The following is a 22,221-nucleotide window of genomic DNA, read 5'->3' on the forward strand; positions in this document are numbered from 1 at the left end:
TGAGGTTGGTTCGCCCGGCCCTATTTGGATTGCGCGATCAACGGCAGAACGTTGCTCGCTCGGGGTAGTTGGCCGGCGGCGCGGGCCGCCTCGTCCATGGTGCGAAGCTTTTCCAGAAGCGAGTTCGTCGCGACCTCGATGCCCTCATAGGCGTAATAATCGCCGGGATGCAGGCATTGCTGGGCAATCCAGTTGAGGTAATCGCGCCGCAGCGCTGCCGGCGCCACATGACCGGAGGACCAGAAACTATCGAGCTCGATACCCTTGTTAACGCAGAAGGCGAGCGAAGGATGGCGATAGAAGGCCTGTCCGAGAACGGCAAGCGGAATGCCATGTTGAAGTGCCGACAGGCCGGACGTGCTGTTGATCGTCACCATGCCCGCCGCATGTCGTGTCATCAGGCCGAGCGAACCGCTGTCGAGAATGTGGATTCGGTCGGAGACGTTGTTGAGCACGCCGACCTGGCGGATGAACTGCTTGTCCTGGCTGTGCCCCCGCTCCATTGGATGGATCTTGAACACCAGCTGGTGGCCGGGCGGCGCATTTCGCGCGAAAGACACGATCGTCTTGAGGATGAGCTTCTGGTTGTTCCAGCCGCTCGCGGCGGCACCCAGCTGGCTGTCGTCATGCACCTGCAGCGGCACTAGATAATATTTCTTGTCGTGATGCTCCAGCAACCGTTCCATGCTGCGATAATTGCTGCCGAGGTTGCGGAACTTCCGGTAATAATTCTTGACCCAGTAGAAGGCCTCGGGCGCCAGCGACCGCTTGTGCTTGTGGAACAGCTTGCGCTCGCTCAGCGTCGAAAAGATACCGCGCACGGAAAAATAGGTGAAGGCGTAGGTTGCCATCACACCGAAAGACGAGGGGTAATTCGTCCCGCGTGGGCGCTCACGCCGCTTTTCCTCATCCTTGTCGGACGGCAGCAGACCGGCAATCGGCGAGCGCCAATTATTGCCGCCGGTCTCCATGGTCACGAAGCCGGGACGGATGTAACCCTCTTCCAGGCTGAGCACGGGGATGTTCGCAGCAGCGCATTGCTCGATCGCGATCTTGTGGATATCGCGCTCGCAGCCGAAGAGAACCACATAGTCGAAGCCATGCTCGCCGACGATTTCGGTGAACCAGTCGCGCCAGACGTCCGCGGTGCCGGAAAAATGCAGGATCTTGTTGCCGCGGGCAAAAAGCCTGTCGCCGGCATTGAAACAGATGCGCCAGGTGTCGAAGCCGCTGTCGTTGAGCAGCGCCTGTGCCTTGCGGAAGAACGGGCCGACCGGACCCTGCAACAGGAGCACGCGCGGCGCACTCTTGGAGGGAAAGCGCTTGGACAGTTTGCGCCGCAGCGACAGATTGATCAGCCGGGATCCACGCGCAGCACCATTGGCTTCGGCGTCGGAGCGGCCAACCTTCATATCGTTATCATGCTGTACGCTCATGACAGGTCGGCTCTACTCAAAATGTGATGCTGGGTAGAATGGTATTCGCACAAAGGCGCCGTTTTAGCAACCACATCTACTCTATTCCCCGATTTTTGCCGCCGGCCCCTCGACTGGCAGATGCGCGCATCGTGCGGCGACTCGGACCGCCCCACGGTTTCCAGCCAAGTTTACCGCAACCGCGAGTCGCGAAGCAACACCCCGACACGGTTGATTTGTTGCGCCGCACACAAAAACAGCTTCTGCGCCAGTCCGGGCGATTTCAAGGCGCCGGCTGAAATTTCTTCCACCAGGTCCTCCGGGCGGCATGGCAAACCGCTCAGCGGGTGCACATAGAGCGGGTAGAGAATCAGGCTCGCGGCGACGAGCGTCTCCAGATCGATACGGCGCGTCCTGCGGGGAATGGCCAGGCGATCGTCGGTGAGCCCCCAGCCCGCATAGAACGGCGCGCCATGAACGCCGACGGCCTTGCCGCGCAGCAGTGCCTCGAAGCCGGCGAGCGAGGTCATGGTCTCGACCCGGTCCGCCCAGCCGATCCATTGCAGGATATCGCCGCTGCCGACGGTGAGATCGGCCTCCTGCGGTTCGGCGCCGCCGTCACGCACCCCGGAAACCACATCCGGATGCGCCTTGTAGACAATGAAGGCCTCGGGAAAGAGCGCGCGCACGGCACCCACGAGGGCGGCATTGGAGCGGATATCGGGGGAACCGTACCGGATGGAAGCGTCCTTCTCCACCTGCCCGGGCACGAGGATCTTGGTCCGTCCTTTGGCCACGACCGGCAGCTCGGCATTCGTCCCGAGATTGTATTTGGAAACGCCGCGCTGGATCAGCAAGCGGACGAGATCACGCGCCCGCGCCTTGAGGCTTTCATCGAAGTCGCCATGGGCGACCAGCGCCTCCAGCGCGCTTTCGCCACGGGCATCGTAATAGACATGTTCGCCATCGAGCGCGACGGAGGACGGCATCGTCAGGTTGACACCGAGGCCCCGGGACCGGATGAAGCCGTCTTCGAGCCGGATGGCCGGCACGTCGGCGGGCAAAGCCACATCGCTGCCCCAGACGGCGACAATCCCCTCTCCCGCACGCGCGGCCGCCGCCGCGGCGTCCAGCGAGCGTGCATGCACCGGCCCACCGGCCATGCCCTTCAGGAACGGTGTCATGGCCTTGCGCTTCCAGGGAGAAAATCCGGCGGTAAAAACCTTACGCTCGATGCGCGCACGCTGGTCCCGCACCGTGATCGCCTGTTGCACGGCGTGTTCCGGCGTTGAGGGCTGGCGCGTGTGCAGGTCAAGATAGAGCGAATAGTCGATATAGGCGGCGTGGAAGACCTGCTCCAACGAGGCCGATGATCGCCCGGCGGACAGGCCATTGTGATCGACGGTGAGGCCGTGACCGGAATAATAGGTGGTGCCGAAACAGTGGACCTCGCGGTCCGCCATCAGCGCCTCGAAGCCAAGCTGGCTCGACACCGTGTAGACGCTGTCGGCCTCTTCCAGCAGCGGCCAGGGGTTCATGCGGCCGGGCACTATGATCTCGATGCCCATGGCAGTCGCCGCTTGTCGCAAAAGACTGCGGTCGCCCGCTGCCGGATGCATGCGCACGACCAGCGTCTTGCCCGGATTGTTGGCGGCCGCATGCTCCAGCATGGCGCGAAAACTCGCAGCACTCGCCCCCGCCCCGGCAATCGAGGCGTCACCCGCCACCTGATCGACAAGCAGCACGAACGGCCGGCCCAGCGGAACGCCGGCGTCCGCTGGCGTGAGCAGCGGGCTGTTGTTGTATTTCGACAGGCGCTCGTGACGCAGCAGCGCCATCAGCCGGCGTGCCCGGTCGAGCGCTGCGGCATCGGTCACCGGCCGGGAGAGCAGCCGGTCGAGGCCGCTCGGGTGGAGCGCATCAAAATAGATGCCGTCCCGGTCCACCACGTAAGAGTGGCTCGGCTCCCCCTGCCCCGGTGAGAAACCGCGCAGGAAGCCGTCTTCGAGGGTGATCATTTCCTTGCCCGAGCGCGCTGCAAGCCACGCGGCCCGACGACCGGAAGCCTTGCGCCCCCAGCCGATGAAACCATCGATCCGTCCCGGCATAGCGAAAGGCCAGGCGACGATCTCGGCGTCGAGCAAGCGGGAAATATCGTCCCGCTGCTGCCAGAGACCGAAGGAAAGAAGCGCGTAGGTTTTGCGTGCCCGACCGGCCATGCAGCCCTCTAGAGTTTGTCAGGGAAAAGTGGGGACCGGTTTTTCCGAAAAGACAAACGGAAACAGATAAACCTGGAGTCGGTCCGATTCAGGATGAACCGGACCGACTCCAGGGTCAAAACTCGAACAGCCGACATTGGATGCGGCGTCGGCTGGTTACAGCAGGTCCGCCGTACGCTGGATATTGTAGGCCGCGGTCGAGCCGCTGGAGACGATCGTCAGGAACTTGGCGAGGTCCGTAGCGACATGGCGCGCCAGATAGACGACGTCCTTGTTCCGCACGGGGAAGTTCTGCGCGACGATGTAGCTCTGCGTCGCACCCAGATCGAGGCGATAGACGATCGGATAACGGCCTTCCGAATCCGGCATCATGCCGCGCGAGATCAGGTCGCGGAACCGGTCGTCACCGACGACGCTGCGATAGACGCTTTCATCCTCGTAACGGAAGACGAAATAGCCCTTCGGGTCCGCCGTCGCGACATTGCCGCCGCCGGCAAGTGCTGCCGCCTCGACGAGGCTGAGCTTGGCCGCATCGAACGGAATCTTGCCGCTCTTCTTCGTCTGGCCGAGCGCCGCGAACGTCTGCGGATCATAGGTCAGGTAGATCTGGTCGTCCGGCTTGACGTAGATGTCGTCCTTCGGACTGTCGATGACCGACTGGAGCAGCACGCTGCGCGACTTGCCGCCGCGCTTGAGGGTCACATAGGTATCATAGGACGGCTTGGCCGCACCGCCCGCCATGGCGATCACTTCGCTGAGACGCTGGCCGCTGAGGCCAAGCGGCACGATGGCCGACTTGTTCACATCGCCCTGGATGGACACGGTGCGCGAGGCATTGCCGGCAAGCGTGACGATCACGTCGGGCTCGACGGCCTTGGCCTTCAGCGCATCGACGATGGTCGCGCGCGCCGAATCGATCGTCATGCCGGCGAACCGGACGGAGCCGACATAGGGGATCTGGCCGTGGCCATCCGGCTGCACGATGACGGGGATCGTCGTCGACTTGCGCTCCGCCGTGGAGAACAGGCCGTCCGGTCCCGCTTCGAAGATTGTGACATCCACGCGGTCGCCGATACCGATGACCGGCGTGCCACCACCGCCGCCGAAGCCGAACGTGCTGGACAGGCCGAGGCGCGTGGCCGCGCTGACGCTGTTAGCGACGCGCTGGTCGACGCTCACCACGTCGAAGACCAGCTTCGTCTGGGGAATTTCGTAAGATTTGCCGCCGGCACCCGCGGACAGGACCTCGTGGGTCAATGGACCATCGCTGGGAACGACACATCCGGCCAGCGTCAACAGGCAACCCGCCGCGAGAACACGCACGAATGCGTTCAAACCCTTGCGCGGCCTGTTCACGTCTTCAATTACGATCATCACACTGCATTTCCCTTCGACCGTGCCACACAAGGCACGGGGCAAGAGCCAGCCGCTTGCCACGACAGGGCGCCATAGACATGCAGTTCCAACGTCTCGTCAAGTCCCATGACCAAACCTTGTCCCACCCATGCGGCCCCCGCCGATACCATGGAGCAAATCCCTTGCACATTCGTTACGGCCTGAAAAGACGCTTCCCTCTTTGGCGTTGAAAATCAACTTTTTCCACGGGCTTTTTCACAGCGGGTGCGGCAAAAAAAACGCAATCTCCCTTGCCTGCCCATGCGTCAAAACATCGCCGCGAAAAGCCATGACGGCGGAGATGGGCGAAAATATGAGGCGACTCATGCCGCCTCCTGGGGTTCGGCTTCAGGCGGCGGGGCGGCCTCTGCCTTTTTCGACGGCTTGATGCGGAACCAGGCGATGTAGAGGGCGGGCAGGAAGAGCAGTGTCAGCACGGTGCCGACGATGATGCCGCCCATCATGGCATAGGCCATCGGCCCCCAGAACACCTCTCGCGAGATGGGGATGAGCGCAAGGCTCGCCGCCGCCGCGGTCAGCAGGATCGGTCGCATGCGATGTTCCGTCGCCTCCCGCACCGCATCCCAGGCATGCATGCCCTCCCGCCTCAGTTCCTCGATCTGCACGACGAGGATGACGGAGTTTCGGATGAGGATGCCGATCAGCGCCAGCACGCCCAGGATGGCGACGAAGCCAAGCGGTGCGCCGCTGCTGAGAAGGGCCACGACCACCCCGATGAGCGCCAGCGGCGCCACCGCGAAGACGAGGAACAGTCGCGAGAAACTCTGGAGCTGCACCATCAGGATCGTCGCCATGGCAAACAGCATCAGCGGCACGACGGCCACGATCGGCGCCTGGCTGTCCGCGCTTTCCTCGACCGTGCCGCCCACTTCCACATGGTAGCCGGTCGGCAGGTTTTCGCTGAAGGCGGACACGTCCTTGTCGAGCTGCGCGACGATCGTCGCCGGCTGCACGCCACCGGTGATGCTGGCCTTGACGGTGATGGTCGGCTCGCGCGAGCGGCGCCAGACGACAGGCTGCTCCATCTCGTAGCGGAAGTTCGCCACCGCCGCGAGCGGTACGGAGGTGCCGTTTGCCGTCGGAAGCTGGAGCTGGCGCAGCGTCTCGATGGATTCGCGCTCGCCCGCCCGCGCCCGGCCGATAATGTCGATCAGGTAGACGTCGTCGCGGACCTGAGTGACGGTCGTGCCGCCGACGACGCCGTTCAGCGCCGAAGCGATATCCTGCGAGGTGACGCCCAACTGCCGGGCCTTGTCCTGCAGCACATCGACCTTCACCACGCGGGCCGGCTCGTTCCAGTCGTAGACGATATCGCCGAGCCGGTCATCCTTGCCGATGAGTTCGCCGAAGGCGAGCGCATGTTTGCGCACCTCCTCGATATCCGGGCCGCTGACGCGATACTGGATCGGCCGGCCGACCGGAGGGCCGATGTCGAGCAGCTTGACCAGCGCATCCGTGCCGACGAAGGTTTCGCGCAGATAGGCCTGGAGATCGGCCCTGAGGCGATCGCGCGCCTCCAGGTCCTTGGCGACGATGACCGTTTGGCCGAAGGCCGGCGACGGCGGCTGCACGTCGAAAGAGAGCAGGAAGCGCACCGCGCCTTGGCCAACATAGGAGGACCAGCGCTCGATATCGGGATTGCCCTTGAGCTTCTCCTCTTCGAACTTGGCGATCTGCGCGTTGGTCTCGGCAATCGAGGCGTTCTGCGGCAAAGACCAGTCGACGATGAGTTCCGGCCGGTCGGAAGACGGGAAGAACTGTTCCTGCACGAAGCGCATGGCGAAGACCGACAGGCCGAAGACCAGCACGGTCGCGACGATGGTCGTCCATTTCCAGTGCATGCAGGTGTCGAGCAGGCGCGCGAAGGTGCGGGCGAACCAGCCCTTCTGCCCATGGAGATTCTTCATGGTCTTCGGCAGGATCGCGACGCCAAGCAGCGGCGCGAAGACCACCGCGACCACCCAGGACACGACGAGCGAAATGGCGATGACGACGAAGAGGCTGAAGGTGAATTCGCCGGCGGCACTGTTGTTGAGGCCGATCGGGATGAAGCCCGCCACGGTCACCAGCGTGCCGGTGAGCATGGGAAAGGCGGTGGAGGTATAGACATAGGTGGCGGCCTTGCGCAGCGTATCGCCCGCCTCCAGCCGCGCCACCATCATTTCCACCGCGATCATCGCGTCGTCCACGAGAAGGCCGAGTGCGATGATGAGCGCGCCTAGCGAAATGCGCTGCAAGGATATGCCGTCGTAATACATGAAGACGAAGGTGATCGCGAGCGTCAGCGGAATGGAGAGCGCGACGACGAGGCCGGCGCGAATGCCGAGGCTGACGAAGCTGACGGCGAGCACGATGATGACCGCCTCGAACAGCGCCCGCGTGAAGCCGGACACCGCCTCCTCGACCACCTTCGGCTGGTCGGAAACAAGGTGCACGTCGACGCCGATCGGCAGGTCGTGCGAGAGAAGCTCGATTTCCTTCTCCACGGCCGCGCCGAATTCCAGCAGGTTCGAGCCCTGCTTCATGCCGATGGCAAGCCCGATCGCCGCCTCGCCATTGAAACGGAACAGCGCCGATGGCGGGTCTTCATAACCGCGGGTGATGGTGGCGATGTCGCTCAGGCGGAAGAAGCGGTTGTTGACGCGCAGATTGACGTCGCGAAGGCTCGCCTCGGAGGAAAACTGCCCACCGACGCGCACGCTGACGCGCTCGCCGCCGGCCTGCACCACGCCGGAGGGCGCGATGGCGTTCTGCGCCTGGAGCGTCGAGACGACCTGCTGCGTGGAGATGCCCAGCGCCGCGAGTTGCCGCGTCGAGAATTCGAGATAGATCACCTCGTCCTGCGCGCCGACGAGATCGACCTTGCCGACATTGGGAACGGTGAGGATCTGCCGGCGGGCGTCCTCCACATAGTCGCGCAGCTGGCGAGAGGTCAGGCCATCGGAGGTGAAGGCGTAGATATTGCCGAAAACGTCGCCAAACCGATCGTTGAAGGCGGGGCCGATGACGCCGGACGGGAAGTCGCCGCGGATGTCATTGATCATGTTGCGTACCGTCACCCAGGTCGGCGCCACGTCCCGCGCGCGCGTCGTCGGCTTCAGGTTGACGAAGATCAGCGTCTGGCCGGGCGTGGTGATGGAGCGGGTGAAATCGAGCGATTCCAGCTCTTCCAACTTGCGCTCGATGCGCTCCGTCACCTGAAGCGTCGTTTCTTCCACCGAAGCGCCGGGCCAGGCGGCGCTGATCGTCATGATCTTGATGGTGAAGGAGGGATCCTCCTCGCGGCCGAGATTTTGGTAGGTGAAGAAACCGAGCAGCGCGAAGACGATCATGAAGTACCAGACGAGCGACGAATGATCGAGCGCCCAGTCCGAAAGGTTGAATTTCTTCATAGGCTTGCCCCGTCTTCGATTCTGACTTTCTGGCCTTCTTCGAGGCTGTTCACCCCGGCGGTGACGACGCGGTCGCCATCCTTCAGCCCGCTCGCCACCTGGAGATAGCGGTTGGCGGCAGCACCCGTCTCGATCGGCGCCAGATGCACCTCGCCCTTGCCGGCATCGACGAGCCAGACATGCGGCTTGCCGTCCTTCAGGAGCACCGCCGTCTCGGGGATCATGATGGCGGTCAGGTCCGGCCCCTCCAGCTCGGCGGTGATCGTCGTGCCGAGCCGCACCGTCTCCGGCGGGTTCTCCAGCGCGATCTTGACGCGGCGCGTGCGCGTGACGGCGTCGGCGGAGGGTGCGACTTCGCGCACCGTGCCCATGACCTTCACGGCCGGATTGATCTGCAACGACACCGCGAACCGGCTGCCGATCGCGATTTTTTCCGCCGTCTCCGGAATGTCGACCACGGCATCCCGTTCATCGGGCCGCGCGACGGTGACGATCGCCTCACCGGGCGAAACGGTCTGGCCGACCTCGGCCCCCGTCGCCACCACGACGCCGTCGAATTCCGCCAGGATGCGGGTATAGGAAAGCTGTTCCTCGGCCTTCACCAGTGCGGTTCGCGCCCTGACCAGCCCGGCATCCGCCGCCTCGCGCGACTGTTCGGCGCTTTCGACGGCGGCCTGTGCGGCGGCATTCGACTGGAGCAGCGTCTTCTGCCGCTCCTCGGTCGCCACAGCACTGGAAAGCGTGGCTTCGGCGCTGGAAAGCTCCGCGCGCGCCGAGCGCACCGCAAGCTCATAGGCCGTCGCGTCGAGCACGGCGAGCGCGTCGCCCTTCTTCACGAGGTCGCCGACATGTACCGTGCGCGAGACGAGGCGTCCGGCGACGCGCGAGCCGAGGGCGGCCTGCACCTTCGCCTGCACCACGCCGGCAAACCGCGTGCCCGGTAGCGCGGTGGGCGTGACGACCAGCGACAGGACCGGCCGCGGCGGTGCGGCGGCCTCCTCTTCCTTCTGGCAGCCGGCAAGCGCCGTCGCGGCAAGCACGACGGTCGTCAACAGGATGGATAGCCTCATGGCGCGGCTCCTTCGGTCGCGGTGATGGTCTGGCCGGGCCTGAGCAGCTTCGTACCATCGGACACGTAGGTCTCGCCCTCCTCGATGCCGCCCGAAATCAGCGCCGCGCCGGTCTCGAAGGACAGCACCTCGACCGGCCGCAGATCGACCGTATTGTTCGCCTTGTCGACGATCCACAGCGCCGGCTTGCCATCGGTGCCGGAAAGCGCCTGCCAGGGCACGACCGCGACCCGCCGCGGCGCCAGCGAGCCGACACCGACGACGGAGACGCCGAGCGTCATTTCCGGCGGCGTCTCGGCCATGGCGATCTTGACGCGCACCGTGCCGGTCTCCGCATCGATGGTGGGCGAAACCTCGCGCACCCTGCCCTCCGTGCGCACGCGGTCGTCGCTGAGCAGCGTGATGACCACGCCGTCCTCGGAGGGCTGCGAGAAGAACAGCGATTCATAGACCTCGAAGACCGCGTCGCGCGGGCCGTTGTCGGCGATGGTGAACATGGTCTGCGCCGCCTGCGCCACCTGGCCGCTTTCGGCAAGCCGCCCGGTGACGATGCCGTCGGCGGGCGCGCGCAGTTCCGTATAAGAGAGCACTTCCTTGGCCGTGTCGCGCTGGGCGATCGATGCCTCGCGCGCGCTTTCCGCCGTGCGCAGCGCCGTCTCGGCATCGTCGAAATCGCGCTGCGTGCTGATACCGTCGTTCAGGAGTGATTTCTGGCGGTCGAAATTGGTACGGGCGAGCTTCAGCTGCGCGTCTGCGGCGCGAACGCCGGCCTCCGCTGCCTCGACATCGGCCTTCTGTTCCTCGGGGTCGAGCCGCGCAAGGACCTGGCCTTCCTTCACCGCGGCGCCGACATCGACGAACCAGCCGGTGATGCGCCCGCCGACGCGGAAGGACAGATCGGTTTCCACCCGCGCCACGACCTCGCCCGTAATGGTGATCGTCTGCTCGCGCTCCTGGAATTTGACCGGCGCGACGTGCACCGGCCGTGCGGCGCTATCGGCAAGCGCCGGCCCGGCAGTGGCGGAGAAAGCCAGCATCGCCAGCATCATCCCACCTGACAGGACCAGCGATCGCGGCCCCGAGACAATCGGCGATCTCAGCATTGTCGTCCCCACCCTTGCAGATAACCCATTTAATATGGGTCCTCATTATATCGCGAAGATCAGACTGACAAGCCGCAGCACCACCAGATGTTGAACTTGTCGCAGCCGAGTGTGGCGGAACCTTTGAAAAAAGCCAATCGGCAAGGCGCTAAGACAGAAAAATATAATAAATCATATTTTTCAGCGCCTTAGAGCCAGTCAGGTTCATAATGAACCTGACGGACTCTAAGTTTCTTTGTTTTCGTTTGTCTTTCGGGAAAACCGGCTCCCACTTTTCCCTGATAAACTCTAAGGGCAGAGACAAGAAAGCCGCCGGCAGCTTCGAAACCATACGGTTTTCATCAAGCTGCACGGCGGCTTTACCGGAGCGCCATTCGTTGGACGCTTCTATCTCGGTCCCCTCTGGACCTGCCTAAGAGAAGCAGGAAGCGTGCCAAGTCGGTGAAGTACGAAATAGAAAAATGATTTCATATTACTAAAGGCGCAGCTAACAAACACCGTTGCTGGCGGCCTGTTCCGATCCTGGCCAATTCTTGTGCATCGCACAAAACTTGGGCGTATTTTGCCGCCCAACAAAAAAGCGGCCCGGTTTGACCGGGCCGCGTTCGTTTTGTCAGCCGAACGGGAAGGCTCAGAATTCCTCCCAGTCCTGCGCCGTCGCTGCCGTGGCGGCCTGCCCGCCGCCGAAGGCGCGGGTGAGCTTGTTGCCGAGCGCCCGTGCGCCGGATGCGGCCGGGCGGTGCGCGGCGGGGGATGCCGCGACCGGACGCGCCGCGACAGCACCCGCTGCCAGGCGGAACTGCGAGATAAGGCTGTTGAGGGCGGCAGCTTCCGTCGCCAGCGCATGGCTTGCGGCAGTCTGCTCTTCCACCATGGCCGCGTTCTTCTGCGTGCCCTGGTCGATGGAGTTCACCGCCGCGCTGATCTCGTTGAGGCCGGTCGACTGTTCGCGCGCCGAGCGCACGATCGCCGCGACGTTCTGGTCGATCTCCTGCACCTGGTTGACGATTTCGGAAAGCGACGAGCCGGTCTCGCCAACCAGCGCCACGCCAAGATTGACCTGCTCGCCGGACTTGGTGATAAGCGCCTTGATCTCCTTGGCCGCATTGGCCGAGCGCTGGGCCAGTTCACGCACTTCCTGCGCCACGACCGCAAAGCCCTTGCCGGCTTCACCGGCGCGAGCAGCCTCGACGCCGGCATTCAGCGCCAGCAGGTTGGTCTGGAAGGCGATCTCGTCGATCACGCCGATGATATTGGAGATTTCGCGCGACGAGTTCTCGATGCCGCTCATCGCGCTCACCGCCCGGCGCACGACGTCGCCCGACTTTTCCGCCCCGGCGCGGGTGCGCTCGACGAGCTGGCCGACATCTTCCGCCCGCTTGGTCGCGTCCTTGAGCGAGGTCGTGGTCTCTTCCAGCGCCGCCGCGGTCTCCTCGACGGAGGCCGCCTGCTGTTCGGTGCGCTTGGCGAGATCGTCGGAGGCGGCGCGGATTTCCGCGGAGCCGGCCTGGATGGCATTGGCATTGCTGCCGACCGAGCGAAGCGCCGATTGCAGCTTTTCGACCGAAGCGTTGAAATCGTGACGGACCTCGTCGAGCGAACCGGCAAAGGCCTGCTCTATGCGGTGCGTCATGTCGCCATCGGCGAGTTTCTGCAGGCCTTCGGCCAGCGCCCCGACGGCGATGCGCGTCTCCTGCTCGCGTGCGGCGGCCTCCTCGGCGCGGTGGCGGCGCTCCTCTTCCGAGAGCGCGCGGTTCTGCGCGGCCTCGCCTTCGAGGCGGACCTTGGCGAGCGTCGCGTCACGCAGCACGGCAAGCGAGCGGGCCATTTCGCCGATCTCGTCCTTGCGCTCGGATTCCGAGAGGTTGACATCGGTGTGACCGGAAGCAATCTGGCTCGTGGCCGTAATGACTGTCGCAAGCCGCTTACGGAAGCGGGCAGCGAGCAGCCAGCCGATCGAAATCAGCAGGCCAGCGGCGATCGCAATGACGGCAATCGACGTCATTGCAAGCGTTGAGAGGCTGGCGAACAGAACGGATTTCGGCACCGCGACGATCGCGAACCAGACTGTTCCAGGATCCAGTTTGACAGGAACAGCAACCGCCATCGAGGCGATGCCCGCAGCATCCGTCAACTCCAAGGCCTCGCCTGGATTGTCGAGCAGTCTCTGCCAGACGGCAATGTCGAGGCCTGAGTCTTTCAGTGACTTTCCGAGAAGCGCTCGATCCGGGTGGCTGACAATGCTGCCGCCCTTGCTCAGAAGCGCGACGTAACCGTCGCCGAGTGGCTTCAACTTCGCCATATCGGTCGCAAGAGCATTGAGCTCCACATCGACGCCCGCCATCCCCTTAAAGGTGCCGTCGAACATCAGCGGCACCACGAACGACGTCAGCAAGGTCTCCTTGCCGCCGACACTGTACAGATAGGGTTCTGTAAGGAAGTCCTTGCCGGTTTTCTTCGGCACTTGATAATAGTCGCCTGGGCCGGGCTTGTCGTAGTCGACCAGAGGTTCGATCACCGGGCTACCGTTCGAGCGGATCACGTAGGGAACGTAGCGACCACTCGCGTCGTGTCCAGGCTTGCCGCTAAACTCGGCATCCTTGCCATCGAAGGCTTCTGGCTCCCAAGCCGTGTAAACACCGACAGCCATCGGGTTGTCCATCAGCAGGCGCTTCAACGTCGTATCGAAGGCTGCGCGGCTCGGGTCACCAACGTCCTTTACCGCGAAGAGCGCGGAGCGCATGTTCCAGCTCAACGATTTGACGTGCGCGAAGGTGGTTTCAACTTCGCCTGCACTCGCCTCCGCTGCGTTCACCATTTCCGAAATCGACCGTTCTTTGACGGCTGTGTAGGACAACCAGAGAAGAACACCAGCCGTTGTCACGGTCATGGCAACACCGGCCGCCACGATGGCGAACATGTTTCGGGCAGTCGCAGTCTTGGGCAGCATCAATCGTCTCCTCGCAACCGTGCGGAAAATCCGGACCGGCAATCATCGGAACTGGCGGAACATGCCGGCGGACGCGGCGGAGCAGAAGACGAAGTCATTTCGCAGGGCGGCAGCGTAAGCGACCCTTGGTTTATGAAACGATAAAATTCGAATGAACTCATAATGGAACAGAAAGGGAGGAAGAACGCTCTATAGGAAACGGCATGTCGACCCCGTGGCGCTGCGAACGAAAAGCGCGTTCAGGAAAAGTGAACAATCCGTTCGCCCGGCCCGGTCTTCCGACAGCCCATGCGAGGGGCGATATTCACCTCGACGCAAGGCCCCGCTATCGGGGTACGCACCAGAACACCCCGGACGTTTCCGAGGAGGAGTTTCATCATGGCTCTACAGCTCACAGGCATCCACCACCTGACCGCGATCACCGCGAATGCGCCGGAAAACCTGCGCTTCTACACGCAGGTGCTGGGCCTGCGCCTCGTCAAGAAGACCGTCAACCAGGACGATACGAGCGCCTACCATCTCTTCTATGCCGACGGGCTCGCCTCGCCCGGCACCGACCTCACCTTCTTCGACTGGCCGGTGGGCCATGAGCGGCGCGGCACGCACAGCATCGCTCGCACCGGCCTGCGCATCGCAAGCCTCGCGACCCTCGAATGGTGGAAGGCGCGCTTTGTCGAACTGAAGGTCCGCGCCGGCGAGATCCGCGATGTCGGCGGCCGCGCCACGCTCGATTTCGAGGATGGCGAAGGCCAGCGCTTCCGCTTCGTCGTGGACGATGCCGGCGCGCCGTCCAACCCGTGGGACAAGAGCCCGGTTCCGGCCGAACACCAGATCAAGGGCCTCGGCCCCATCACGCTCAGCGTGCCGGATATCCGCAACACGCAGACCGTGCTGGTGCAGGTCATGAACATGACGGAGACCTCGACCTATCCGAACCCGGAAGGTGCTGGTGACGTGCATGTCTTCTCGATGGGCGAAGGCGGCCCGGCCGCCGAACTGCATGTCGCCGTCGAGCCGGACCTGCCGGCCGCCCACCAGGGCGCCGGCGCCGTGCACCACGTCGCCTTCCGCGCGCCGGACGAAGAGGCCCTGCATGCCTGGACGGAGCGCCTGCGCGGCTTCCGCCTGCCTTCGAGCGGCGAGGTCGAGCGCTTCTACTTCCGCTCGCTCTATTTCCGCGAGCCGAACGGCATCCTGTTCGAGATCGCCACCGACGGCCCGGGCTTTGCCGTCGACGAGCCGCTCGAAACGCTCGGCGAAAGCCTATCGCTGCCGCCCTTCCTCGAGCCGCGCCGCGCGCAGATCGAGGCCCGGCTGAAGCCGCTCGCCTAACTCGGACAAAACCCCGGCGTGACAAACGGTCCGCCGGGGTTTTTTATGCCCGTTATCAAGAGGAGAAGTCGGATGACGAAACTGGTGGCCATCTCGGGAAGCCTGCGCAAGGGCTCCCTCAACACGGCGCTGCTGCGCGCGGCGCTGACCATGGCGCCCGACGGCGTGGACATCGTCGAAGGCTCGATCCACGGAATCCCGCTCTATGACGGCGACGTCGAGGCCGCCGAAGGCATCCCCGAGGCGGTGACGCGGCTGAAGGACCAGGTCGCGGCGGCTGATGGCGTGCTGCTCTTCACCCCGGAGTACAACAACGGCATTCCCGGCGTCTTCAAGAACGCCATCGACTGGATGAGCCGCCCCTCGGCCGATATCGGCCGCGTCTTCGGCGGGAAACCCTTTGCCATTACCGGCGCCTCGCCCGGCAATTTCGGCACGCTGCTCTCGCAGGAAGCCTGGCTGCCGGTGATGCGCACGCTCGGCACCGTGCCGTGGTTCGGCGCCAAGCTGATGGTGTCGCGCGCCGGGACGGTCATTCAGGACGGTAAAATCGCCGACGAGGCGACGGAAAAGAAGCTCCGCGATTTCGTCGCCGGTTTTTCGGCCTTCGTCGCGGATTACAAGCGATAGCGGAACAGCACGAATCAGAAGGGCGCGCCGGTTTCCCGGCGCGCCCTTTTTCGTCAGCCAATGATCCGCTCTTTATAGGCCTTGGCCAGTTCCGCATCGGCGGCGCCGATATCGTGGCCGGCGGGGAGCAGAGTGTTCTCGATCGAAGCGCCGGCCGCCTTCAGACGCCCTTCGAGTTCGGTAGCGTGAGCGCCGTAGGGGTCCGACCCGCCGGTGAGCAGCAGCACGTTCGTGCCCGTAAGGTCGATCTCGGGCTGGCTTTCCAGCACGTTCATGCCCCGCAGCAGCACAGCGTTGCGGATGAGGCCCGGATAGAGCTGCATGACCGCGCCGATCATGTTCGCCCCGTTGGAATAACCGACGAACAGCGTTTTCGCCGGATCGAGCCCGTAAGCCGCATTCGCCTCCTCCATGAAGGCCGCGAAGGCTTCCGCTTCGCCGGCAATGTCCTTCTGGTCGAAGGTGAGAGCGGTCAGCCGCCGGAAGAACCGCGGAACGCCCTCATCGAAACTGCGCCCGCGCGGGCTGAGCAACGCGGCGCGCGGCGCCAGCCTTGCGCCGAAGGGCAGCAGGCTCGTCTCGTTGCCGCCGGTGCCGTGCATCAGCACGATGGTCGTGCCGTCCGGATCGTCCGGGCGGTGCAGCCGGTGCACGAACGGCAGGTCGCGCTCGCGCATGCGCTCCTCCCCCGGTAGCGAAAACTGCGGAAGCCGTGCCCGGACATCATCCGGATCGGTCCGGAAATGCCGGGGCACGAACAGCGCGCTGCCGAGCGTCTCCAACGGCTCGTCCACCGTCATGCCGGGGCCGTCCGTCGCATATTCGACCAGCGAACCGCCGGGCTCGCGCACATAGAGCGAGTGGAAATATTTCCGGTCGTGCATGTTGGTATCGCCCACGTCTTCCGCGGCAAGCCGGGTGGCGACCGCTTCCACGGCGGCCAAATCCGGCGCCCTCAGCGCGATATGATCGATCGTGCCGGTGCCGGGCGCCGAGGTCCAGAAGCCGCTGGCATTGCGAATGTCGAGCACGTCGCCCGCCTCTCCCGCAAGCCGGGTGATGCCGTTCGCCTCGGCGACCGTGCGAAAACCGAAATGCCCGGCAATGAAGGCCGCCGTCTCCGCCGGCTTTTCCGACAGGATCGTCGCACCGCGGATGCGCTGGACGGCGTCCGCAGCCACAATGTCCTTCGTGATGTGCGGCGCCGGCCCTTCGACATCCGCCTCGCCGACGAGCTTGACGATGATGCCGTCCGGATCCTTCAGCCGCAGCACAGGTTCGCCGAATTCCTGCGACGGCCCGGTGAGCGCGATATTGTAGGTCAGCGCGCGCGTCAGCCAGAAGCCGATCGCTTCCGGGCGGATGGAAAGCGCAATCTCCGACGGCTGGCCGAGCCCGACGCGGCCGGGGGAGCCATCTTCCCAGGCAAGGAAGGTGACCAGCGAGCCAGGGCTCGCGGCCGCATCGCCGTAAATCAGGTGGAGCTGGTCAGCGTCCTCGTAACCCGCCGTGCGCTTGACGAGCCGGAGGCCGAGGAAACCCACGTAGAAATCGACATTCGCCTGGATTTTCCGGGTGATCGCCGTGATGTGATGGATGCCGCTTGTCATGGAGCACCTCCTTTCGGGAGGTACACAAGCAGGATTTGGCAGCGCGCGCCAGCGGATGGCCGGTGAATGGACTGTCTACAAAACAAGACCGGCCCCGCTGTCGAGCGAGGCCGGCCGATGATCGGCGCGAAGGCGCCAGATCGTTCAGAATCCGGGTTCAGGCGGCCGCAATATTGGCCGGGGACCGCGCCCGCGCCGAGGCGGACGGATCATTGAGGAGACGGCGGATCGCCACGCGCACTTCGTCTGCCGACGAGAAGCGCTGGGAATCCAGATCCCACACGGAATATTTGACCGCAACGAACTTCAATCGATCCTCATCGGGAACGACAACGCCGACGGCCTCACCACCGATTTCGATAACCTGCTTTTGCATAACAACTCCTGCCGTACCGAGGGCACAGCCAATTCTCATTTGCGCTTAATTCGAAGAGGGAAACCAACTCACATTCGGCGGAGGGCCGTATGCGCTTTCCCTGTAATCGTTTCACGACAGGAGTACGCCACACGCACGGAGGCGATGCAGTTGATATTGTACATGACACACTCCCTCTTGTTGGCGCTGGAGCCTTGAAATGAAGGCTCCAGAGTGTGGACCGGGGGAAACGCATGCGGTCCTCATGCGATGCTCAAACACATAATCAGCTCTCCCTTCTTTGTCAATGGAATCGGCATAATTTTGGAAAAAATTGCTGCCGAATTTGTGTGACAATTCGAATCGCAAAATAATGTTCGCGCTTGCAGCATTTTTCAGGAAAATATGTCGCGAAGACGGATATTCCGGGGAAATGCCGTGGCGCAACCTGGCGGGGCGTTCAAAATCGCAATCTTCCGCTAAACGAGCAAAGGTGCGACGCTGGAGCAATTGCCCCAGTTGCACGGCGGACACACCCCTTCAGGGAAGCGGGGAAAAAACGTTGTGGGACCATTCTTTTTTGGACGGGGGCTCGATCTTCCGTCCAAACATGAATAAAGAGTGAATCTCGATTTTGTTCAGTTAATATGCCGCGACGGCCGACAAGGTATGACCATGAATTTCACCAGGACGCTTTTTCCTCTGAGCATGCTCCTCCTGTCGGGCTGCGTCGTAGGCCCCGATTATCTGAAGCCCGACACCGCGCTGCCGGCGAAGTTTTCCGAAAGCAAGGCGACGAGCGGCGAGAGCGTTTCGCTCAATCCATGGTGGGAATCCTTCCGCGACCGGCGCCTGAATGATCTCGTGCACCAGGGCATGGGCGAAAACCTGACCGTGCTGCAGGCGCTGGAGCGCATCACCGCGGCCGAAGAGAATGTCATCGTCGCCGGCGCCGGCGCGCTGCCGAGCCTCGGTGCTTCGGCGGACGCGAGTGCCAGCGGGCAGGACGGCAACTACCTGCGCCGCACCTCGGGCCGCGATTCTTCGTCGTCGAAGCAGCTCAATGCCGGCTTGAGCGCCTCGTGGCTGCTCGACTTCTTCGGCCAGTACCGCCGGTCGAAGGAGGCCGCGAATGCCGCGCTCGACGCCGCCTATGACGACGTCGGCGTTGCTCGTCTCGCCTATCTCTCCGATCTCGTATCGAGCTATGTCAATGCGCGCTACTTCCAGGAAGCGCTGGCGCTCAACCGCAAGAACCTGGTGTCGCGCCGCGAAACGCTGAAGCTCACCAACGAGATCAAGGAAGCGGGCGCCGCTTCCAGCCTCGACGTGCTGCAGGCAGAAGGCCTCGTCAACCAGACACTCGCCGACCTGCCGGCGCTTGAAACCGGCTTCCACCAGGCGGCCAACCACATCGCGACGCTGCTCGGCGTGCCGGCCAGCACGATCACGTCCAGCCTGATCAAGGGCTCTGCCCAGCCGATGCCGCGTTATGCGACGCGCACCGGCGTGCCGGCCGATCTCATCCGCAACCGTCCGGACATCCGCGCGGCCGAGCGCCGCCTGCAGGCGGCGACGGCCAGCATCGGCGTCGCGGAAGCCGATCTCTACCCGAGCATCGAGCTCGGCGGGTCGATCGGCGCAACGCGCAACTTCACCAATGCGGCAACCGGCAACCTGACGAGCTGGTCCTTCGGCCCGACGCTGAGTCTGCCGATCTTCAATGGCGGCGCGCTGAAGGCGCAGGTCAAGATCGCTCGCTCTGAAGCCGAGCAGCAGTACCTGACCTGGAAGTCGACGGTGCTGCAGGCGGTCGAAGAAGTGGAAAATGCCCAGACGGCGCTGATCCGCGACGGTCAGACCGTCGCAGCCCTGCGCAAGGTCGTCAGCACCTTCGAGCAGACCCTGAACCTCGCGCGCGAAAGCTATCGCGGCGGCGCCAGCACCATCCTCGACGTGCTCGATGCCGAACGCAACGTCGCCGATGCCCGCCTCGCGCTCGCTTCTGCAATTCGCCAGCTTGCCCGCGACTACGTGGCCCTCAACGTGGCGATCGGCGGCGGTGCCGAGATCGGCGCGCCGACGGCCGTCGCCAGCAAGTAAGCGTCAAACCTTGAAAAAACCCTCGAGCGCTGCGGCCGTCCGGCCGTAGTGCTCGCGGAGTGCCGCCGCCGCCCCCTCGGCATCGCGCGCTAGCGCAAGCTCCATCAGCCGGCGGTGTTCGCCCGTCACATCCCGCGCGCCCCCGGTGAGGCTGACCGACAGGCGCCTATAACGATCGGCGCGCGAAAACAGCTTCTCACAGATTTCCAGCAGGATCGGCGAACCACAGGCCGCAATCAGCGCCGCGTGAAACGTCGCATGCCGCGCCTCCCAATCCTCCCGCATGGCCGACGGAATATCCTCTCGCGCCTGCGGAATGCGCGCCATCAGGTGATGCGCGGCAATAAGGCCCGCTTCCCAATCTCCATCCCCCTTCGCCACCGACAGCCGCAGCGCCTCGCCCTCGCAGAGCTGCCGCGCGGCGGTGATGTCGCGCAGCTCCGCAAGCGAGAGGCTCGCGACGCTATAGCCGCGGTGATCGTCCAGCACGGTGAACCCTTCCGCCGTGAGCCGCGCCAAAGCCTCGCGCACCGGCGTGACGCTCATGCCGCACAGCGCCTGGAGGTCGGCGAAGCGCAGCCGGTCGCCCGGCTTTACCGCGCCCGTGCGGATCGATTGGCGGATCGCCTCATAGGCATCGCCCGCAAGCGTGCGCCCGCCCGGCTTCTTCTGGTCCATCGCTCCTCGCTCACCTTATAAAATCACATGGATTTTCGAAAATCATTGACTCGATGTAAAACCGGATGGAAGGTGCGCGCAACCGAAATCGGTGAAACGGACAGTTTACGGAGAACCTCATGAAGCTGGTGCGCTTTGGCGCGGCGGGCGCGGAAAAGCCCGGAATGATCGATGCAGACGGCAAGGTGCGCGACCTTTCCGGCGTGGTGGCGGATATTGCCGGCGACGTGCTCGGCCGCGAGGGCCTGAAGCGCCTCGCCGCGATCGATCCGAAGAGCCTGCCGCTTGCCCCGGAAGACAGCCGCTTCGGCGCCTGCGTCGGCCGCGTCGGCAATTTCATCGCCGTCGGCCTCAACTATGCCGACCACGCGGCGGAAAGCGGCATGGCCGTGCCGAGCGAACCGGTGCTGTTCAACAAGGCCCCCTCCTGCATCGTCGGCCCGGACGATACGATCCTCATTCCGCGCGGCTCGGAAAAGACCGACTGGGAAGTGGAACTCGCGGTCGTCATCGGCGAGCGCGCATCCTACGTCTCGGAAGCCGACGCGCTCGACTATGTGGCGGGCTATTGCGTGTGCAACGACGTCTCCGAGCGCGCCTACCAGATCGAGCGCGGCGGCCAGTGGACCAAGGGCAAGGGCTGCCCGACCTTTGGCCCGATCGGCCCCTGGCTGGTGACGACGGACGAGGTGGAGACCGGCGACCTCGCCATGACGCTCAGCGTCAACGGCGAACTGGTGCAGAACGGCTCCTCCAGCACCATGGTCTTCAAGGTGCCCTTCCTCGTTCACTACATCTCGCAGTTCATGGTGCTGGAACCCGGCGATGTCATCACCACCGGCACGCCGCCCGGCGTCGGCATGGGCATGAAACCGCCGCGTTACCTGAAGCCCGGCGACCGCATGGAAGTCTCCATCGCCGGCCTCGGCACACAGCATCAGGTCGTGGCCGCGGGCTGATTCGCCTCGCGATCCTCAAAAAGCGAGAGGGGCCTCAAGGGCCCCTCTTCGTCTTGGCGATCAGTGGAAAGTCGCAGGCGACGCTTCGTCGTCGAGAATGCGGAAGGCCTCGTCCAGCGCGGCCACCAGGATGTCCGTCAGTTCGTCGGCATCGTTTTCGAGGAGGAAGAGCGCGACCGTTGCATTGTCCGGATCGCTATAGCGCTCGAGGTCTTTCGACATATCATTGTCCCTTTCCAGCCGGCACCATCCCGGTTAACGGAAAGCATAGGACCGCAGGCTTGCGCATGGCTTGTGCCGGAAAGGCACAGGTTGTGCAAGCGTCAAAGCCATCAACCGCACCAGGATTGATGACGCCCCGTCCACGGCTTCGCGAGGCCCTCGCGCACCATCCGGTGACCAATCGACTGCCCGCCGCGCAGCACCAGATGCGGCGCCGCCTTCGTCTTTCCCTCCGCGCCGCTTTTGGCCGAAACCAGCGTCACGTCGCCCTCGTTGAGGATTTCCCGCAGCCGCAGCTTGGCATCGCCACCGCGCGAGCGCTCCGCATCGCAGCGCGCCTCGGCGATCGCCGGCGCATCGATATCGGCCAGCCGCACCTTGCGGCCGGCATAGAGGATGGTGCTGCCGTCGAGCACGCAATAATCGGTCTGCGTCGTGCAGATGAACCATTTTCCCGAGAAGGCCGGCAATTTCTCTGCCGCAGGCAACGCCTGCTCCACCTCTTCGGCCGGCCGCTGCTTCGGCCGCGGCAAAACGGCCTCCCGCTCGACCGTCTTGGCCTTGCGCTCGATGGAGGCCGTGCGGATCCCGGTCGCCGCCGTTTCCGGCCCCGGCACCCAATTGTCCATATAGACAATCCCGCCCACGACGGCCGCGCCCAGCACATACCAATGCGCCATGCCGCCCCGCCGCGCCGCCGTAGAACGCTTCGTCCCCGTCGTCTTCTTCCGCCTGGTCGTCTTCTTCACCATCGCCTGTCTCCTGCG

Annotated in this window: 16 protein-coding genes; 4 read left to right on the forward strand and 12 right to left on the reverse strand. The window is 64.0% G+C overall.

The annotated features are described in order from the left end of the window. Nucleotides 1–20: 20 nt before the first annotated feature. The 7 genes from AC1RWL_RS29695 to AC1RWL_RS29725 all read right to left on the reverse strand — a co-directional run bounded on the left by AC1RWL_RS29695 (nucleotide 21) and on the right by AC1RWL_RS29725 (nucleotide 13,565). A complete protein-coding gene (locus tag AC1RWL_RS29695) occupies nucleotides 21–1,436 on the reverse strand; it encodes a capsule polysaccharide biogenesis protein (RefSeq protein ID WP_493097158.1) in 1,416 nt (471 codons plus the stop codon). A 170-nt stretch (nucleotides 1,437–1,606) separates the two neighbouring features. After that, nucleotides 1,607–3,634, reverse strand: a complete 2,028-nt coding sequence (locus AC1RWL_RS29700) for a capsule polysaccharide biogenesis protein (RefSeq protein ID WP_493097157.1) — start codon at nucleotides 3,632–3,634, stop codon at nucleotides 1,607–1,609. 156 nt (nucleotides 3,635–3,790) lie between these two features. Then, nucleotides 3,791–5,008, reverse strand: coding sequence for a polysaccharide biosynthesis/export family protein (locus tag AC1RWL_RS29705; protein ID WP_493158583.1), 1,218 nt, complete (start codon nucleotides 5,006–5,008; stop codon nucleotides 3,791–3,793). Nucleotides 5,009–5,352: 344 nt separating this feature from the next. Beyond that, nucleotides 5,353–8,442: an efflux RND transporter permease subunit gene (locus AC1RWL_RS29710; RefSeq protein ID WP_493097155.1), complete on the reverse strand. Its 3,090-nt coding sequence runs from the start codon at nucleotides 8,440–8,442 to the stop codon at nucleotides 5,353–5,355. Further along, entirely contained in the window at nucleotides 8,439–9,512 is a 1,074-nt protein-coding gene (locus tag AC1RWL_RS29715; protein ID WP_439624161.1) for an efflux RND transporter periplasmic adaptor subunit, read from the reverse strand. Before AC1RWL_RS29715 ends, AC1RWL_RS29710 begins: the two co-directional genes overlap by 4 nt. Continuing rightward, nucleotides 9,509–10,558 carry an efflux RND transporter periplasmic adaptor subunit gene (locus AC1RWL_RS29720; RefSeq protein ID WP_493158585.1) on the reverse strand — a complete coding sequence of 350 codons (1,050 nt, stop codon included), beginning with the start codon at nucleotides 10,556–10,558 and terminating at the stop codon, nucleotides 9,509–9,511. The genes AC1RWL_RS29715 and AC1RWL_RS29720 overlap by 4 nt, the downstream gene beginning before the upstream one ends. Nucleotides 10,559–11,246: 688 nt before the next feature. Then, the gene (locus AC1RWL_RS29725) at nucleotides 11,247–13,565 is read right to left on the reverse strand and encodes a methyl-accepting chemotaxis protein (RefSeq protein ID WP_493097153.1); all 2,319 of its coding nucleotides are present in this window, start codon (nucleotides 13,563–13,565) and stop codon (nucleotides 11,247–11,249) included. 378 nt (nucleotides 13,566–13,943) lie between these two features. Here AC1RWL_RS29725 and AC1RWL_RS29730 point away from each other — a divergent pair, with 378 nt between their 5' ends. Both AC1RWL_RS29730 and AC1RWL_RS29735 read left to right on the forward strand, forming a co-directional pair. Next, nucleotides 13,944–14,897 carry a ring-cleaving dioxygenase gene (locus AC1RWL_RS29730; RefSeq protein WP_493097152.1) on the forward strand — a complete coding sequence of 318 codons (954 nt, stop codon included), beginning with the start codon at nucleotides 13,944–13,946 and terminating at the stop codon, nucleotides 14,895–14,897. 72 nt (nucleotides 14,898–14,969) lie between these two features. Beyond that, nucleotides 14,970–15,527 carry an NADPH-dependent FMN reductase gene (locus AC1RWL_RS29735; protein WP_493097151.1) on the forward strand — a complete coding sequence of 186 codons (558 nt, stop codon included), beginning with the start codon at nucleotides 14,970–14,972 and terminating at the stop codon, nucleotides 15,525–15,527. A gap of 53 nt (nucleotides 15,528–15,580) precedes the next feature. Here the strand turns inward: AC1RWL_RS29735 and AC1RWL_RS29740 are convergent, their stop codons facing one another. Together AC1RWL_RS29740 and AC1RWL_RS29745 are read right to left on the reverse strand one after the other, a co-directional pair. Continuing rightward, the gene (locus AC1RWL_RS29740) at nucleotides 15,581–17,137 is read right to left on the reverse strand and encodes a VOC family protein (protein WP_493097150.1); all 1,557 of its coding nucleotides are present in this window, start codon (nucleotides 17,135–17,137) and stop codon (nucleotides 15,581–15,583) included. A gap of 157 nt (nucleotides 17,138–17,294) precedes the next feature. Continuing rightward, entirely contained in the window at nucleotides 17,295–17,513 is a 219-nt protein-coding gene (locus AC1RWL_RS29745; protein WP_435266157.1) for a hypothetical protein, read from the reverse strand. 654 nt (nucleotides 17,514–18,167) lie between these two features. On the opposite strand from AC1RWL_RS29745, the gene AC1RWL_RS29750 reads away from it, so the two are divergent. Next, nucleotides 18,168–19,595, forward strand: coding sequence for an efflux transporter outer membrane subunit (locus tag AC1RWL_RS29750; RefSeq protein WP_493097149.1), 1,428 nt, complete (start codon nucleotides 18,168–18,170; stop codon nucleotides 19,593–19,595). 3 nt (nucleotides 19,596–19,598) lie between these two features. Here AC1RWL_RS29750 and AC1RWL_RS29755 read toward each other — a convergent pair whose 3' ends face one another. After that, on the reverse strand, nucleotides 19,599–20,273 hold the full coding sequence (locus tag AC1RWL_RS29755; protein ID WP_493097148.1) for a GntR family transcriptional regulator: 675 nt from the start codon (nucleotides 20,271–20,273) through the stop codon (nucleotides 19,599–19,601). A 119-nt stretch (nucleotides 20,274–20,392) separates the two neighbouring features. Between AC1RWL_RS29755 and AC1RWL_RS29760 the strand changes: the two genes are divergently transcribed. Further along, the gene (locus AC1RWL_RS29760) at nucleotides 20,393–21,232 is read left to right on the forward strand and encodes a fumarylacetoacetate hydrolase family protein (protein ID WP_493097147.1); all 840 of its coding nucleotides are present in this window, start codon (nucleotides 20,393–20,395) and stop codon (nucleotides 21,230–21,232) included. A gap of 60 nt (nucleotides 21,233–21,292) precedes the next feature. On the opposite strand, the gene AC1RWL_RS29765 is transcribed toward AC1RWL_RS29760, so the two are convergent. Together AC1RWL_RS29765 and AC1RWL_RS29770 are read right to left on the reverse strand one after the other, a co-directional pair. Continuing rightward, nucleotides 21,293–21,454, reverse strand: a complete 162-nt coding sequence (locus tag AC1RWL_RS29765) for a hypothetical protein (protein WP_256121037.1) — start codon at nucleotides 21,452–21,454, stop codon at nucleotides 21,293–21,295. 110 nt (nucleotides 21,455–21,564) lie between these two features. Continuing rightward, a complete protein-coding gene (locus tag AC1RWL_RS29770) occupies nucleotides 21,565–22,206 on the reverse strand; it encodes a thermonuclease family protein (RefSeq protein WP_493097146.1) in 642 nt (213 codons plus the stop codon). Between the last annotated feature and the right edge of the window lie 15 nt (nucleotides 22,207–22,221).

It is taken from the genome of Shinella sp. GW821-FHT10F02, assembly GCF_058809275.1.